This is a genomic window from Vibrio mexicanus (assembly GCF_001012815.1).
GTDB lineage: Bacteria > Pseudomonadota > Gammaproteobacteria > Enterobacterales > Vibrionaceae > Vibrio > Vibrio mexicanus.
On record NZ_JYJP01000116.1, the window covers coordinates 54,721 to 69,122 of the forward strand.

Here is a 14,402-nt window from a genome sequence, read left to right on the forward strand (position 1 = left end):
TTCTTGTTTTTGGTGGGTTGTTGCTTGTAATGAAAAGGTAGATGACTAATGGAAAAAATTAAAAGTTGTCTATTGTTGATGCGACCAAAGCAATGGATAAAGAACGTCTTCTTGTTTGCTCCACTAGTGTTTTCTGGTCAGTTTTTGTATGTAGAATCGTTTATAATAGCCGTTTGTGCTTTTCTCCTATTCTGTGTTGCTTCTTCAGCAACATACATATTAAACGACTATGTCGATATCGAAAATGATAGAAAGCATCCAGTTAAATCTAAATCTCGGCCATTGGCTTCTGGAGATTTGTCGAAGACGGAAGCTCTATGCTTAATATCGACGCTGTACACTATCTTGATAGCGTCATATTTTGTAATGCCTGATGTGATTTTAGTTATTCTTGTATATTTGGGACTAAACGTCGCTTATACGTTCCACTTAAAGCATCAACCTGTGATAGATATTTTCATCATTGCGTTCGGCTTTGTACTTCGAGTCTATGCTGGTTCAGTTGCAATACTGGTACCCCTCTCTTCATGGATGTTCATAACAACTCTGTCATTGGCACTATATTTGGCTGCGATAAAGCGCAAACAAGAGCTAATGATAAGTGGAACAAACGCTCGAAGTGTTCTTCGCTACTATAACTCAGAGTTAGTAGATAAGTATGCTGAGATGTCTGCTACTTGCGCACTATTGTTTTATAGTTTGTTTGTGATTTCAGATAAACCAGATTTAGTATTATCAATACCTTTTGTCATTTTTGGGCTTTACCGTTACTGGTTTGTTGTTGAATCCAAAGGAGGTGGGGAATCTCCTACAGATGCATTATTTTCAGATGTTCAATTGCAAGCAGTTATCTTGGGATGGATTGTTTTCTGTGGCTATATGCTAATTTACTAAAGGTTGATATATGGATATTAGTTATATTGTCACTCCATTTTTTGCTTGGTTATTGACAGGAATCTTAAAATTCTTTTTTAACTCAATTACGGAAAAACGACTAGCATTCGACCTCATAGGGTATGGTGGCTTCCCAAGTAATCACAGTAGCATTGTCGCAAGTTCTGCGGCTATCATTTTTTTTTAAAGAAGGTATACAAGAGCCTAGTCTTGCAGTTGCTATGGCGTTAGCCTTTATCGTGGTTCTTGACGCTACTAGCTTACGGAAACAAGTTGAAAATCATGCGAAGGCGTTAAATGTTTTGAACAGCCAAATCTCAAAAACTAAGTTGAGAGAAAGAATAGCTCACACAAGAATTGAAGTTTTAGCTGGTCTCCTAACTGGAGTCATGGCGGCATGGATAGTTCATTCTTCTTACGTTGCTTACTCTTAGCCTATTCGAACGTCATTAAGACCAACTGAATTTGCATAGGTCATAGTTCTCATATGAATGAGTTCATGTAGGCATTTGCTAGCTTTGTATTGAATAGCGGGTGATTTGATTTTTTTTGTCTTAAAATCTGTAGGTAGTGGCTATCGTTTTGACCCGTAACGATAATAAAACCATCCTTTTCAATGATTTTTATTAGTTGAGATTAATAATGAGAGTTCTGATAGCAACATGTGTGTTTCCTCCTTCTCCGGTAGTTAGTGCTAGAACTAGCAAAGATGTTGCCGACTTCTTTCACAACCGTGGTGATGAGGTTACTGTATTTTGCCCTAAAAAGCTTAGAAATACTGATGATGAGTCAATAACAAGCCTCGACTATAAACGTGTCTTAGCACCAACCTACACATCTAAGTCTTCTTCTATGCTGTCTAGGTTTCTCGAGAATATAACTTATGCATTGTGTGTGCTTTTTCACCTGTTATTCTCGAAAAAGTATGATGTTATATATTGTAACGTTTGGCCAATCTTCTCTCAGCTCGCAGTGGTGTCGATAGGGAAGTTGAAAAATAGCAAAGTGATTCTTAGTGTGCAGGATTTATATCCAGAATCCTTGAGCACCCAAGGAAGGGTTTCTGAGAAGAGCATCATATATCGAGTTCTATTTAACATTGATAAGTATGTAGCTAAAAAATCCGATTTGGTGTTTGTTATCTCATCTTGGTTCTATGAGAAGTATAAACTTAGAGGTATTGACGAAAATAAACTTCGCTTAGTACCTAACTGGATATGTTCAAAGAGCGTTGAATTGCTACCCAAAGGGGACTGTAGAAAAAAGCTTCGAGATAACGGTATTGTCGATGTTAAAGAGAACGAGCGGTTAATTGTTTACGGTGGGAACGTTGGTATAGCATCTGGTTTGAATGGTATTATGTCTGATTTAGCGAACATAGACTACGACTTCAAGTTATTAATAGCGGGTTCTGGAAGCGAATTAGATCTCATTAAGGAGCAAGTTAAGGAGTTAAACTTGGAAGATAAGGTGTATTTTTACTCTCCTTGGCCCTTTTCTAGCACCGATTACACATTTGGAGCAGCAGATTTTCTGATGCTTCCAACACTTAGAGGTCAAGACTTTGCATCAGTGCCTTCTAAGCTGATTAGCTATATGCTTGCTGAAAAACCGATATTAGGTATCGTTAGTAATGCAAGTGAAACGGGAAAATGCATTCTAAACGCTCAATGTGGATTTACATCAAATGGACATGACAGCATGCGAGTAGTAGATACTTTTAATAGGGCTTTATCTTCCACTGAAGTTGAACTTCACCAAATGGGGCGTAATGCTCGGGAATACGCTCTTAGAGAGTTCTCTTTTAGGAAGGTTGGTAAAGAGCTTAGTCTTTTTATCTCTAAGCTCAAGTAGGGTGCGAAGTTTAATTATATTGAGATTTTGGTTTAGTCTTGTTTTTATTGATTTATAAGCCAACTAGATTGTATAGATATTAGCGTATAGAGGTCGCGAAAATGAGAAAAAAAATATTGCTTGTGTTTGGTACTAGACCAGAGGCAATAAAAATGGCTCCGTTAGTCCATGCTTTCAAGGGCGATAGTCGTTTCGAGGCAAGGGTTTGTGTAACCGCACAACATAGAGAAATGCTAGATCAGGTGTTAGAGCTATTTAGTATTGTTCCTGAGTATGATTTAAATATTATGAAGCCAGGTCAAGACTTAACAGATATCACGAGTAATATTCTTCTCGGGTTGAAACCAATACTGAAAGAGTTTCAGCCCGATTATGTTTTAGTTCATGGTGATACAGCAACGACTTTCGCTAGTACATTGGCATCTTATTATCAGCAGATAAAGGTAGGTCACGTAGAAGCGGGATTGAGAACAAACGACATATATTCACCTTGGCCTGAAGAGGGAAATAGAAAGTTAACTGGTAGTTTGGCGAATATCCACTTCGCTCCTACTGAAACGTCAAAGCGAAATCTATTGGCAGAGAACATACCCGAAAGTAGCATAGTTGTTACAGGTAATACAGTAATCGATGCGCTATTAAGCGTCAGTCAGCGATTAAAAACTGAACAGCAGCTTTCAATAGAACTAAAAAATAGGTTTGAATTCTTAGATCAAAATAAAAAACTAGTATTGATCACTGGACATCGTCGAGAAAGTTTTGGCGGAGGATTTGAGCGCATTTGCGAAGCAATTGCGATTGCTGCTAAAAAATTCCCAGAGACTCATTTCTTATATCCAGTTCACCTAAATCCAAATGTTCGTGAGCCAGTCAAACGCTTGCTGAAGGGCCTGGATAATGTTTTCTTGATTGAGCCACAAGATTACCTGCCTTTCGTTTATCTAATGAATCAAGCTTATATTATACTGACCGACTCTGGTGGTATTCAGGAGGAGGCCCCTTCACTTGGTAAACCTGTCCTTGTAATGAGGGATACTACGGAAAGGCCAGAGGCTGTAGATGCTGGCACAGTTAGTCTAGTGGGTACAGATGTAAACAAGATAGTCTCTAAAATTACTTTATTGTTGACCGATAGCAAAGCATATGAGGAGATGAGCTTTGCTCATAACCCTTATGGTGATGGTCATGCATGCACTCGAATCTTGGATGCTCTATAATGGCCTCCATCGTTGTTCGACAAGCAGAATATCGGGATTTGCCAGATATTGTTTCGATACATATGAGTGCATTTCCTGAGTTTTTTCTAACTAGTTTAGGGGACTTTTTCCTAAATCAATACTATAGGTTGTACATTAAATTCAATCATATAGCGCTAGTCTGTGAAAGTGAAGGCACACTTTGTGGCTTTGTCGTGGGAACAGATAATGCGAGTGAGTTTTACAAGGATTTGAGGTCGCAGTGGTTTTATTTTTTGCTCCCCGTAGTTTTAAATGTATTTAATTTAAGGTTGATAAAAAAGATTGTCACAAGAGCAACTACTGTAGTATTCAAGAGAAGAATTAACGCTACAGATAGCCGATACGACAAATTCAACGAGCTAATCTCGATCGGTGTTTGTTCCGCGCATCAGGCTAAAGGGATTGGTGGTAGGTTATTGGCGAAATATTTATCTTTGTGCATGAACAAAGGTGTTGAAGCGGTATACTTGACTACTGATGCAACTGACAATACTAAGGTTATTGACTTTTATAAAAGATCTGGTTTTTGCTTAGATAAAGAATTTGAACAAGACCAGTCAAGAAAAATGAATGTACTCGTAAAGTACCTTGATAAATAGAGGCTCTATGAATTTTATACCATACTCCAAGCCCATTTTGGACGAAGATGAAATACAAGAAGTTGTTGAAACACTTAGGTCAGGATGGTTGACGACAGGACCGAAAGTAGCACAATTTGAGGCTGACTTTAGAAGCTTTGTCGGGAGTAATTATGCTTTGGCGGTTAATTCAGCGACATCAGGTCTGCACTTAGCGCTAGAGAGTATTGGTGTTGGCCTGGTGATAAGGTAATCACGACAGTACATACTTTTACCGCTACTGCTGAAGTTATTAGGTACTTAGGTGCGGAGCCGCTTTTTGTTGATGTTGAGGGAAACACCTTTAACATTGATCCCGATGCGGTAGAACAGCTGTTGGAAACTCATGATGTTAAGGCGATCATACCGGTTCACTTTGCGGGGCAAGCAGCAAACATGTCTCGGTTACTAGAGTTAGCAAACAAGTTCGACGTAAAAATCGTTGAAGACGCTGCTCACGCTTTGCCTTCTACTCACAACGGTGAAATCGTAGGTACACTCGGAGATATTACGGTTTATAGTTTCTATGCGAATAAAACTATAACCACTGGAGAGGGAGGTATGGTTGTCACAAACAACAAGGAGATAGCTGATCGTATAAAAATTATGAGACTGCACGGTATCAACAGAGATGTGTTTGATCGATTTACTAGCAAAAAACCTAATTGGTACTACGAAGTTGTTGCTCCAGGCTTTAAATATAACATGATGGACATGTGCGCAGCGCTTGGCATTCATCAGCTCAAGAAAGCTAATAAGCTTAGAGAACAAAGAGAATCAATAGCACAACGTTATAATCAAGCATTTAACAATTTGCCAGTTGTTGTACCTCAAATTGCTAATCCTGATGATATTCACTCATGGCATATTTATGCATTGCAACTCGAACTAGACAAACTCTCTATTTCACGCGATGAGTTTATAGAACTTCTTTCAGACAAAGGCATAGGAACTTCTGTTCATTATATTCCGCTTCATAGAATGCCATACTGGAAGGACCAGTTTTACCTTGAGGATGATATGTTTCCTAAATCGTCAAAGATAGCAGATAGAGTGGTAAGCCTTCCCAACTATGCTTCAATGACGGAAGAAGAAGTATCCTATGTGATAGATTCTGTTAGAGGTGTTATTGAAGGACATCAGTTGACATGATGAAAAGGCTCTTTGACCTGTTTTTTTCTTGTTTGGGTTGCATAGCGTTGTTTCCTTTGTTTGTAGTGGTTGCAATTTGGATTAAATTGGACTCTAACGGGCCGATATTCTATAGGCAAGTACGTGTAGGACGTCATAGAAAGCCTTTTAGAATCCATAAGTTTCGCACAATGACTGAAGCGTCGGATTCAATGGGCAGGTTGACCATTGGAAAAGATCCTAGAATAACTCGTTCAGGTCATTTTCTTCGTAAAATGAAGATTGACGAGTTGCCGCAACTGATAGATGTTATCTTGGGAGATATGAGTTTAGTTGGCCCAAGGCCTGAAGTTCAGGAGTTCATCGATGAATATCCAAGTGATATTGGAGATATTGTTTTATCTGTGAGACCAGGCATAACAGATAGAGCATCGATAGAGATGGTAGACGAAAACAAGTTGTTGGCAGATTATGAGGATCCAAGACAGGCATACATAGATATTATTTTGCCACTCAAGCAAAAATACTACGTCGATTATGTTAACAATCAAACGCTTGTCGATGACTTGTGTATTATAAAGGACACACTAGTCAAGATAGTTACGAGATAAAAGTATGACTAAGCTAAACTTAATTTGGAACTTATCTCGCTCTCATAAACGACTGGTTAGTGTCGCCATAGATTCTATATTTATCATTCTATCTTTCTATAGTGCTTATTGGGCAAGAATTGGTCATATACGATCGTTGGATGATTTGTCTACTCAATATGTTTTGATAGGTACGTTGATAATTACGGTCTTTTCGTACACAAAACTTGGGCTCTATCGAGCGATATTAAGGTATCTAACATTCCATGCTCTAGCAGTCGTGGCTTTAGGGACGATAATCTCCGCCTCAAGTGTCTCTGTTTTGGCATTCTATTTTGACGCACCGATTCCACGTTCGATCCCAATCATCTATGGAGCATTTTTGTGCCTTCTTAGCGGAGGGGCTCGTTTAGTTGTCAGAGTTCTGGTTGCACAGGCTGGCAGCAAGCATAAAAAAAACGTGCTTATCTATGGTGCTGGAGCAGCAGGGCGCCAGTTAGCATTAGCCTTGCGCTCATCTGAAACTCATAAGGTAATTGGTTTCTTAGACCAAGATGAAACACTAGATAACACTATTATTATGGGGTTGAAAGTAAAGGGCATCGATCGTGCTGCGGCTTTAGTCGATAGGCATGGTGTCGAACAAATACTTCTTGCTATACCAAGTGCATCTCGCGCTAGGCGCAAAGAAATTCTTGATGCACTTGTTCATCTTCCTGCCGAAGTATTAACTGTTCCTGATATGAAAGATATCGTGGACGGTAAAGCCAAAATTGACGAACTCAAAGATGTCGCGATTGAAGACCTTCTAGGTCGGGACGCTGTTGCTCCACAACAAGCCTTAATGGAAGCGAACATTAAAAATAAAGTGGTATTAGTGACAGGGGCTGGTGGGTCTATTGGCTCAGAACTTTGCCGTCAGATCGTGCAAAATCAACCAAAAGCTCTGGTTCTGTTTGAATTGTCTGAGTTTGGTTTATATCAGATTGAGCGTGAACTTTCTTTAATGGTTTGTGAAGCAGAGTTAGATGTGCAAATTATCCCTCTTCTTGGTTCGGTTCAGCGAATCAATAGGCTAGCTACAGTCATGAAGAGTTTTAATGTACAGACGGTTTACCACGCTGCAGCCTATAAACATGTTCCGCTGGTTGAGTACAACGTTGTAGAAGGTGTAAGAAACAACGTATTTGGCACATACTACACCGCTAAAGCCGCAATTGAAGCTGGCGTTGAATCATTTGTTTTGATTTCGACAGATAAAGCGGTTCGTCCAACGAATGTGATGGGTACGACCAAGCGCGTTGCAGAGTTAGGTTTACAAGCTTTAGCTGAGCAAGAAAATGCAAAAACAAAAGGCACCCGTTTTTGTATGGTTCGATTTGGCAATGTTCTGGGGTCCTCAGGCTCTGTTATTCCATTGTTCAAAAAGCAAATTGCTAGCGGCGGGCCTGTTACGGTAACGCACCCTGATATTATTCGCTACTTTATGACTATTCCTGAGGCCGCTCAGCTTGTTATTCAAGCGGGTGCTATGGGGAAAGGCGGTGACGTTTTTGTTCTTGATATGGGAGAGCCAGTTAAAATTACTGACCTTGCTGAGAACTTAATCCAACTGTCTGGGCTTGAAGTTAAGAGTGATAAGAACCCTTATGGTGATATTGCCATTGAGTTTTCTGGCTTGAGGCCTGGTGAAAAACTCTTTGAAGAGTTACTCATAGGCGATAATGTTGAGAAAACAGCGCATCAACGAATCATGACGGCTCGTGAAACTTACCTGCCGTATGATGAGTATAAAGGACTTATTGAGCAGCTAGACGAGGCATGCCATAATTTCGAGCATGACAAAATTCGTCAGCTCCTACTTGATGCACCAACAGGCTTTAATCCTACTGATGGAATTGGAGACTTGGTTTGGCAGCAGCTCAACGCTGAGTGCGAAGAAGTAAAAGAATAGGTTTAGATAAGCAAGAGCCCCACCATATGGTGGGGCTCTTTTTTATATTCGCTCTTTAAATTAACGGGCTATACCTACAAAATCTGCTTCAATACACGATCTGCTTTGACACGTGTAATTTTACGAATCAGTTTTTGCACCGCGTCTGGGTAGTTTTCAACCTTTTCGACTTGTTTGTAGGTACATACTAACTCGGTATGCTGAAGGATGTTCTCGATCTCTTGCTCAAACTGAGTGGTTAAGAGGTCATAATGGTCTTGAATGAACACGGCGTTTTCAAGATCGAGCTTCCAAGCCCTTGGGTTTAAGTTATTACCCGTAATCAACATGTAGCGCTTATCTACCCAGATTCCTTTGAGGTGGAAACTGTTATTCTCGTGCTTCCACAAATGAATGGATAGCTGGCGGCTGGCTAAATGTGCTTCATTTGCTTTCGCAAATCGACGCAAATTCATTTCATACAGATAAGGTAGCCCGCCAATTGTTTTGAACTCTTCATCAGGTGAGATGAAAAAGTCATTAGCAGTTTTATCACCAACAACAATGGAAACCTTAACACCGCGTTTGATTGCCTTCTTTACTTCTTTTGCCACACTTCGTGGAAAGTTAAAGTAAGGAGTACAAATGAAAAGCTCGTCTTTTGCTTGGGCAATCAGTTGATTGATGCCTTGGTTGAGCTTGTTGCGCTTTTTACCAAGACCAACCACAGGCGTTATAGCCACTTGTTCGGGTGACACGTTTTGGTGGTCAAACTTGTAGGCCGCTTTGCTTAGCGATGCACGGAACTGACGAATCGCACCTCTGATTTCTTGAGTCTTTGGCTTTGATGGGCACGTTAGGTCATTGACTGCAGGGTGTGCAACGATCTCTTCGTTAACAAACTGAACCATGCTATTGGCTAAGGGTGGGTTTGTTAGGACATGGTAGCGATCGAAACGGTATCTGCCTTTATAAGCCAAGTAGATATTGTTTAAGCTCGCGCCACTGTAGATAACGGTATCATCGACAACGAAGCCTTTTAAATGCAATACGCCAAACACTTCTTTGCCACGAACGGGGATGCCGTAAACGGGAACTTTATGTTCATACTTTTGGGCAAAGTCTTTGTACATTGAAGCATTGGTTTGGGTCGCTTCCGCACCAATTAATCCACGCTGTGCTCGGTGCCAGTCGACACAAATGTTAATATCTAAGTCTGGATTACGTTGTTTGGCTTGATAAAGCTCTGTCAAAATTTCTCGACCAGCCTCGTCATCTTCTAAGTAAAGAGCCACAAGGTAGATTCGTTTACTTGCCTGACGAATCGCTTGAATCAAGCGAGTTCGAAAGTCTTTGGCTGCGTATAGAGTCTCGAATTGAGCGGGATCTTGTGCCAAAGTAGGAAGTTGTTCGAATAAATTCCTATGAGTCATCATATTGGATGGGTAACCTTTACTTAAAGTGGACAGGGATATTAGCAAAAGAACGAAAAAGTTGCGAGTGACCTAAGACTCGCTGCGTGAAGGTCGTAGACTAATCTCGCCGCCAATATAGCTTTCGATTCCTTGTTCGGTTTCTAAAAGTACCGCACCTTGTTCATTTATGCCTCTCGCGATACCGGTAATTTCGCGTGGCCCATGATAAGTTTAATCGGGCGTCCTAAGAAGTTATCGAGTCGATTCCATCTTTCAACAAATCCTGACATTCCTTGAAGTTCATAATCAGCGAGCGACTTATGCAAGGTTTTTATCATAGTGATAGCCAGTTGGTTTCGGTCGATATTTTGACTCTCAACCACTTCAGACAGGCTTGACCACGGCTGAGTAATCCCTTCCGTTTTATTAGACATCGTCAGGTTCATACCCATGCCGATAACAAGGTTTGCCGCAGCTCCCGCTTGACCTGACATCTCAACTAAAATGCCAGCGAGCTTTTTATCTTGATAATAAAGATCATTAGGCCATTTAAGCTTTACACCCTCTAAACCAATCTCTTCTAGTGCTTCAACGATAGCAACGCCAACCACTAAGCTTAGCCCCATCGCCGCTGCCATACCCGCATCTAAGCGCCAAAACATCGATAGGTATAGATTAGAACCAAAAGGGGAAACCCACTCTCGGCCACGGCGTCCGCGCCCCTTGGCCTGATATTCAGCTATACAGACCGACCCCGACTCTAAGCTGTCAGCTCGTTCGAGTAAGTATTGGTTGGTCGAATTAATAATGGGAATAAGCTCAACGGGCGCTGTTAGGGCTTGGTTTAATACTTCTTGATCAAGCAACTGCATGGGTTTCGCTAGTTGGTAGCCTTTGCCTTGTACGCGAAAGATATCGACGCCCCACTCTTGAATGCCTTTGATATGCTTACTCACGGCTGCGCGAGAAACACCAAGTTGTTCACCTAGCTCTTCACCGGAGTGAAAGCCACCTTGGGAAAGCGTTTTTAATATCGATAGTTTTGCAGAGTGGTCCTTCATGACTGCTTCTCCAAGATGTCTTGTAAGTAGGTTTCTTGTTTCGTGCCCATAAATCGAACTTCATGTTCAAGCTCGATTTGATAGCGATTTAACACTGCAGTTCGAACCTTAGCGGCAAGTTGAATGATGTCTTCCGCTGTTGCGTGGTTCTGGTTGATCAGCACGAGCGCTTGCATTGGGTGGACTTGAGCGCCACCAACTGATGTGCCTTTTAGCTGACACTGTTCGATCAACCAACCAGCGGCGACTTTCATTCCATGATCCGCAGGGTAGGCAACAATATCGGGAAACTGATTCTTTAATTGCTCAAAATGGTCTTTAGAAATGACCGGGTTTTTGAAGAAACTACCTGCATTGCCTGTTACGGCTGGGTCTGGGAGTTTCGCCATACGAATTTGGCATACGCGATCAAAGATCTGTTGAGCGGTAAGGTCTGTTGAAGCCAAAGATTTAAGAGGCCCATACTCGATATTTGGTTGCCAATCTTTAGCGAGTTTAAGACCAACTGCAATGATCACTGTTTTTTGATACAACTTGTGTTTAAAAACAGAATCGCGGTAACCAAATTGACACTCCGCTGCGCTCAGTCGCTTAACTGCAAGGCTTTCCAAGCAGAGAATATCTACGTACTCACAAACATCTTTTAGCTCCACACCATAAGCACCAATGTTCTGGATCGGTGCACTACCAGCACAACCAGGAATAAGAGCTAAGTTTTCTAAACCTGGATAACCACTTTCAACCGTCCACTGGACAAGAGAAGGCCAATCTTCACCACCAGATATATGCAAATGCCAGTGAGTGTCAGATTCAGTGACTTCTTTACCAAGTAATGAATTGATGATCACCATGCCTTGGTACTTTTCAGTAAAGAGCATATTACTGCCTTTACCTAGCACGAGTTTAGGTAAAGCGTTCCATTCCGCATTCAGGTAGACCTGTTTTAGCTCATCAATAGAGTTGACCTCAACAAGGAAAGCGCACTGCTGAGAAATGGAAAAAGTATGGTAAGGACGTAGGTCGGCGTTAGCTGTAATTTGCATTGGTTTTATCGAGTAATCTAAACTGCGCTCATTCTACCTCAAATCGAGATTGGTGATAATGAGTGCAATGCAGATTGAGCAACTGGACCCGATGAAGTTGCCTTTAGTATCGAGGCTATACAAATCCTTTTATCCATCTGGTAAGGCCAAAAAGGATGAGCTAACTTTGGTCGGCTACATGGAAAATCAAATGGCCGCTGTTGTCCGCTTTCGAACTATTGAACAATATCGATTGCTGACAGGGATGCTTGTTGTCCCTGAGTTTAGGGGGCAAGGGCTCGGGCATGAATTGATGCGCTATTGTTTGCAGTATGTGCTATCTGAGGGAGATTATTGCTTTGCCTATCAGCATCTTGAAGGCTTTTATGCGCAGCATGGCTTTAAGACGATTGATTGTCAGGAGCTTCCTAACTCGTTGAAAGGTTTATACGATCGTTATACTCGAACTAAAACTCTTGTATCCATGAAGTACGTTGAGCAATTTAGTTTGTAATTAATACCTTGCTGACAGTCATCATGAGTTAAAACTCAGGATACTAGATGTTACTCCACAAGGTGTGCTCATAGCATTAGCTATGATACAATTTACTCAGTATTAAAGTAATGCACAGTTAGTGCAGACACTAATTTAAGGATGACCAGTGAACGGGCATAATCAATCACCTGTTGTGAATCAACAATATCAACCCCAAGTTCCGCCTGCATACCAAAGCAATGATGAAATCGATCTTAGAGAGTTGTTTAAAGCACTTTGGGATGGCAAATTAATTATAATAACAACAACAGTGCTATTCGCTATAGGAGCAGTGTTATTTGCGTTAAATTCGCAAGAGTGGTGGTCATCGAAAGCTAAAGTGACACAGCCACAGCTTCAAGATATGTCTGCCTACCAACAGCAGGTTAGACAATTTCAGCCCGTTTTCGATATCTATCAAGAAGATGGAACAGTATTAGTAAGTGGAGAATTGGACGGCTTAGTCGATACTCAAGAACTATTTCAACGTTTTATCGATGCATTTAACTCTAGCGATAATAAACGTTCGTTTTTAGATTCGAGTGAAGAGTTTAAGAAATTTAAGTCAGAACTTAATGCTGATGCTGCTGATGATGCTGAGCTAACTAGAGCTTTATATGCTTCATGGTTTAGCAAAATACAAGCCAACAAAGATGGCAATGTAGCTAATTCTCCTTTTGTTGTTTCTTTTCAATCAATTTCAAAAGAGAGCAGCTATAAACTTTTGAGCGATTATGTAACAGTTATAAAACATGAAACTCATGAGGATGCGCTGAATAATTTACAGGCTATTGTAAGCGGTAAGCGAAATGAGTTAGTACAACAGCGACGACTTTTAGAAACTCAAGCTAAAAATAGGCTTGCAATAGAAGTAGAACGTGCAAAATATGCTTTAGATATAGCTAAAGCTGCGAACGTTACCCACCCTATTCAGACCAGTAGTGATAAAGAAATCTTTGGTATTGACTTAGGGTCTAAAGCGTTAGCTGCTAAAGTTACCGCGCTAGATTCGGTTAAGAACCTTAGTGTTGTTGAACCCCGTTTACAACAGATCGATGCAAAATTGGAAATGCTAAATAACCTTGAAATCGATCGCTCAATCGAGTTCCAAACATTCCGCTTCTTGGAAAATGTTGAACAACCAATTGCTCGGGATAAGCCCAAGCGAGCACTCATAGCAGTTCTAGGCACCTTGTTGGGTGGTATGTTAGGTGTTGCAATTGTATTGGTACGTATCGCATTTCGTCGTGAGAAAGCCTTATAGAATGTAAATACATCATCGAAAATTTCCCTATGAGGTATTGTATTCGATAGTATTTGGGTGATGCTGCGTACTTTGTGAACAGTATGTTTATTGGCATTGCTATGCAAATAAAGTCGTAGGATACTCTTTGTTTTGGGCGGTTCTAGCCGAAACCGACAGTGGGATAGAGCCTTACATTGGTGGAGAAATCAGTTTGCGTGGAAAGCTCTAACTTGGTGGGAAAATAGTAGCTCGAAAGTCTGCCGAGCTACTATTGTTGTTAGTTCCAGCCTGTGAGTTGCGGTATGTTAGCTCCAATCGTTATCACGTGGTTTAAATGGAATAATCACCGCACTTTCCTTCTCTTCGACTGCTTCTCCATCTAAAGCGTCTTGAAATCGTATCATTTGCTGAGTGAGTTCAGTCATGAGTACCATGTTGGTTTGATTGGGGTTTTTGCATTTTCCAATCACTCTGTCGATGTGGCTCTGCTGCGCCCACAACCGTCTTTGCATGTTGCTCGATGCGGACAGGATCATCTCTTCACACATATCTTTCTTGAACTGCTCAAAAGCGGTTGGGTTAAGCTCTGCAAGTTCAACCATTTCATCAAATGGTGGTAAAGTTTGATTGAGTGGTGCAGCTTTCATAGTCTTTCCTCGCGTTGATGCCAGACATCAAACATTCAAAGCATAGTACAAAAAGTGTACGCGATGAAATCTGCCTAGGCTTGAACGAAATTCACCATTCTCAAAAGTGAGACGACAGAGCAGCGTTCATTTTGTTTGTCTATGTTTTGCGACTTATAGGTCATTTCTTGGTGATATTATGTACGACGACGCAACTTTGACGCTACAAACTTTACCGAA

Annotated in this window: 13 protein-coding genes and 2 pseudogenes; 11 read left to right on the forward strand and 4 right to left on the reverse strand. The window is 41.0% G+C overall.

Annotated elements, in window-relative coordinates; genetic code table 11:
• The first annotated feature begins 48 nt into the window (after nucleotides 1-48).
• From UA76_RS18240 to UA76_RS18275, 9 genes and pseudogenes are all read left to right on the forward strand, one after another.
• Nucleotides 49-894, forward strand: a complete 846-nt coding sequence (locus UA76_RS18240; protein WP_047049145.1) for a decaprenyl-phosphate phosphoribosyltransferase — start codon at nucleotides 49-51, stop codon at nucleotides 892-894.
• A gap of 10 nt (nucleotides 895-904) precedes the next feature.
• Nucleotides 905-1,081, forward strand: a complete 177-nt coding sequence (locus UA76_RS25285; protein ID WP_272946035.1) for a divergent PAP2 family protein — start codon at nucleotides 905-907, stop codon at nucleotides 1,079-1,081.
• Complete coding sequence (locus UA76_RS25290) at nucleotides 1,017-1,328, forward strand: divergent PAP2 family protein (RefSeq protein WP_272946036.1); 312 nt, start codon at nucleotides 1,017-1,019, stop codon at nucleotides 1,326-1,328. The genes UA76_RS25285 and UA76_RS25290 overlap by 65 nt, the downstream gene beginning before the upstream one ends.
• 232 nt (nucleotides 1,329-1,560) lie before the next feature.
• A complete protein-coding gene (locus UA76_RS18250; protein ID WP_162198965.1) occupies nucleotides 1,561-2,748 on the forward strand; it encodes a glycosyltransferase family 4 protein in 1,188 nt (395 codons plus the stop codon).
• A gap of 101 nt (nucleotides 2,749-2,849) precedes the next feature.
• Nucleotides 2,850-3,965 (forward strand): non-hydrolyzing UDP-N-acetylglucosamine 2-epimerase, encoded by a 1,116-nt coding sequence (wecB, locus tag UA76_RS18255; protein WP_047049150.1) that lies wholly within the window; start codon nucleotides 2,850-2,852, stop codon nucleotides 3,963-3,965.
• Complete coding sequence (locus tag UA76_RS18260) at nucleotides 3,965-4,585, forward strand: GNAT family N-acetyltransferase (RefSeq protein WP_047049153.1); 621 nt, start codon at nucleotides 3,965-3,967, stop codon at nucleotides 4,583-4,585. The genes wecB and UA76_RS18260 overlap by 1 nt, the downstream gene beginning before the upstream one ends.
• A 7-nt stretch (nucleotides 4,586-4,592) precedes the next feature.
• Nucleotides 4,593-5,755, forward strand: a pseudogene (locus tag UA76_RS18265) (DegT/DnrJ/EryC1/StrS family aminotransferase).
• The gene (locus tag UA76_RS18270; protein WP_238322355.1) at nucleotides 5,755-6,345 is read left to right on the forward strand and encodes a sugar transferase; all 591 of its coding nucleotides are present in this window, start codon (nucleotides 5,755-5,757) and stop codon (nucleotides 6,343-6,345) included. Before UA76_RS18265 ends, UA76_RS18270 begins: the two are co-directional and overlap by 1 nt.
• Before the next feature lie 4 nt (nucleotides 6,346-6,349).
• Nucleotides 6,350-8,278, forward strand: a complete 1,929-nt coding sequence (locus UA76_RS18275) for a polysaccharide biosynthesis protein (RefSeq protein WP_047049157.1) — start codon at nucleotides 6,350-6,352, stop codon at nucleotides 8,276-8,278.
• Between the two features lie 74 nt (nucleotides 8,279-8,352).
• Here the strand turns inward: UA76_RS18275 and pssA are convergent, their stop codons facing one another.
• From pssA to murB, 3 genes and pseudogenes are all read right to left on the reverse strand, one after another.
• Nucleotides 8,353-9,693, reverse strand: coding sequence for a CDP-diacylglycerol--serine O-phosphatidyltransferase (pssA, locus tag UA76_RS18280; RefSeq protein ID WP_047049160.1), 1,341 nt, complete (start codon nucleotides 9,691-9,693; stop codon nucleotides 8,353-8,355).
• A gap of 69 nt (nucleotides 9,694-9,762) precedes the next feature.
• Nucleotides 9,763-10,733: pseudogene (gene birA / locus UA76_RS18285) on the reverse strand (bifunctional biotin--[acetyl-CoA-carboxylase] ligase/biotin operon repressor BirA).
• Nucleotides 10,730-11,776 (reverse strand): UDP-N-acetylmuramate dehydrogenase, encoded by a 1,047-nt coding sequence (gene murB / locus UA76_RS18290; RefSeq protein ID WP_047049163.1) that lies wholly within the window; start codon nucleotides 11,774-11,776, stop codon nucleotides 10,730-10,732. The pseudogene birA and the gene murB overlap by 4 nt, the downstream one beginning before the upstream one ends.
• A gap of 67 nt (nucleotides 11,777-11,843) precedes the next feature.
• On the opposite strand from murB, the gene UA76_RS18295 reads away from it, so the two are divergent.
• Nucleotides 11,844-12,269 carry a GNAT family N-acetyltransferase gene (locus tag UA76_RS18295; protein ID WP_047049166.1) on the forward strand — a complete coding sequence of 142 codons (426 nt, stop codon included), beginning with the start codon at nucleotides 11,844-11,846 and terminating at the stop codon, nucleotides 12,267-12,269.
• Between the two features lie 148 nt (nucleotides 12,270-12,417).
• On the forward strand, nucleotides 12,418-13,554 hold the full coding sequence (locus UA76_RS18300; protein ID WP_047049169.1) for an LPS O-antigen chain length determinant protein WzzB: 1,137 nt from the start codon (nucleotides 12,418-12,420) through the stop codon (nucleotides 13,552-13,554).
• Nucleotides 13,555-13,841: 287 nt separating this feature from the next.
• On the opposite strand, the gene UA76_RS18305 is transcribed toward UA76_RS18300, so the two are convergent.
• The gene (locus UA76_RS18305) at nucleotides 13,842-14,183 is read right to left on the reverse strand and encodes a DUF3135 domain-containing protein (protein WP_047049170.1); all 342 of its coding nucleotides are present in this window, start codon (nucleotides 14,181-14,183) and stop codon (nucleotides 13,842-13,844) included.
• Nucleotides 14,184-14,402 lie beyond the last annotated feature (219 nt).

What these genes read in the sequence shown, in the direction of transcription:
- UA76_RS25290 (WP_272946036.1), top strand. Translation starts at nt 1,017, where the DNA reads ATGGTGGCTTCCCAAGTAATCACAGTAGCATTGTCGCAAGTTCTGCGG.
- UA76_RS18305 (WP_047049170.1), bottom strand. Translation starts at nt 14,183, where the DNA reads ATGAAAGCTGCACCACTCAATCAAACTTTACCACCATTTGATGAAATG.
- UA76_RS18295 (WP_047049166.1), top strand. Translation starts at nt 11,844, where the DNA reads ATGCAGATTGAGCAACTGGACCCGATGAAGTTGCCTTTAGTATCGAGG.
- pssA (WP_047049160.1), bottom strand. Translation starts at nt 9,693, where the DNA reads ATGATGACTCATAGGAATTTATTCGAACAACTTCCTACTTTGGCACAA.
- UA76_RS18260 (WP_047049153.1), top strand. Translation starts at nt 3,965, where the DNA reads ATGGCCTCCATCGTTGTTCGACAAGCAGAATATCGGGATTTGCCAGAT.
- UA76_RS18240 (WP_047049145.1), top strand. Translation starts at nt 49, where the DNA reads ATGGAAAAAATTAAAAGTTGTCTATTGTTGATGCGACCAAAGCAATGG.
- UA76_RS25285 (WP_272946035.1), top strand. Translation starts at nt 905, where the DNA reads ATGGATATTAGTTATATTGTCACTCCATTTTTTGCTTGGTTATTGACA.
- murB (WP_047049163.1), bottom strand. Translation starts at nt 11,776, where the DNA reads ATGCAAATTACAGCTAACGCCGACCTACGTCCTTACCATACTTTTTCC.
- UA76_RS18275 (WP_047049157.1), top strand. Translation starts at nt 6,350, where the DNA reads ATGACTAAGCTAAACTTAATTTGGAACTTATCTCGCTCTCATAAACGA.
- wecB (WP_047049150.1), top strand. Translation starts at nt 2,850, where the DNA reads ATGAGAAAAAAAATATTGCTTGTGTTTGGTACTAGACCAGAGGCAATA.
- UA76_RS18270 (WP_238322355.1), top strand. Translation starts at nt 5,755, where the DNA reads ATGAAAAGGCTCTTTGACCTGTTTTTTTCTTGTTTGGGTTGCATAGCG.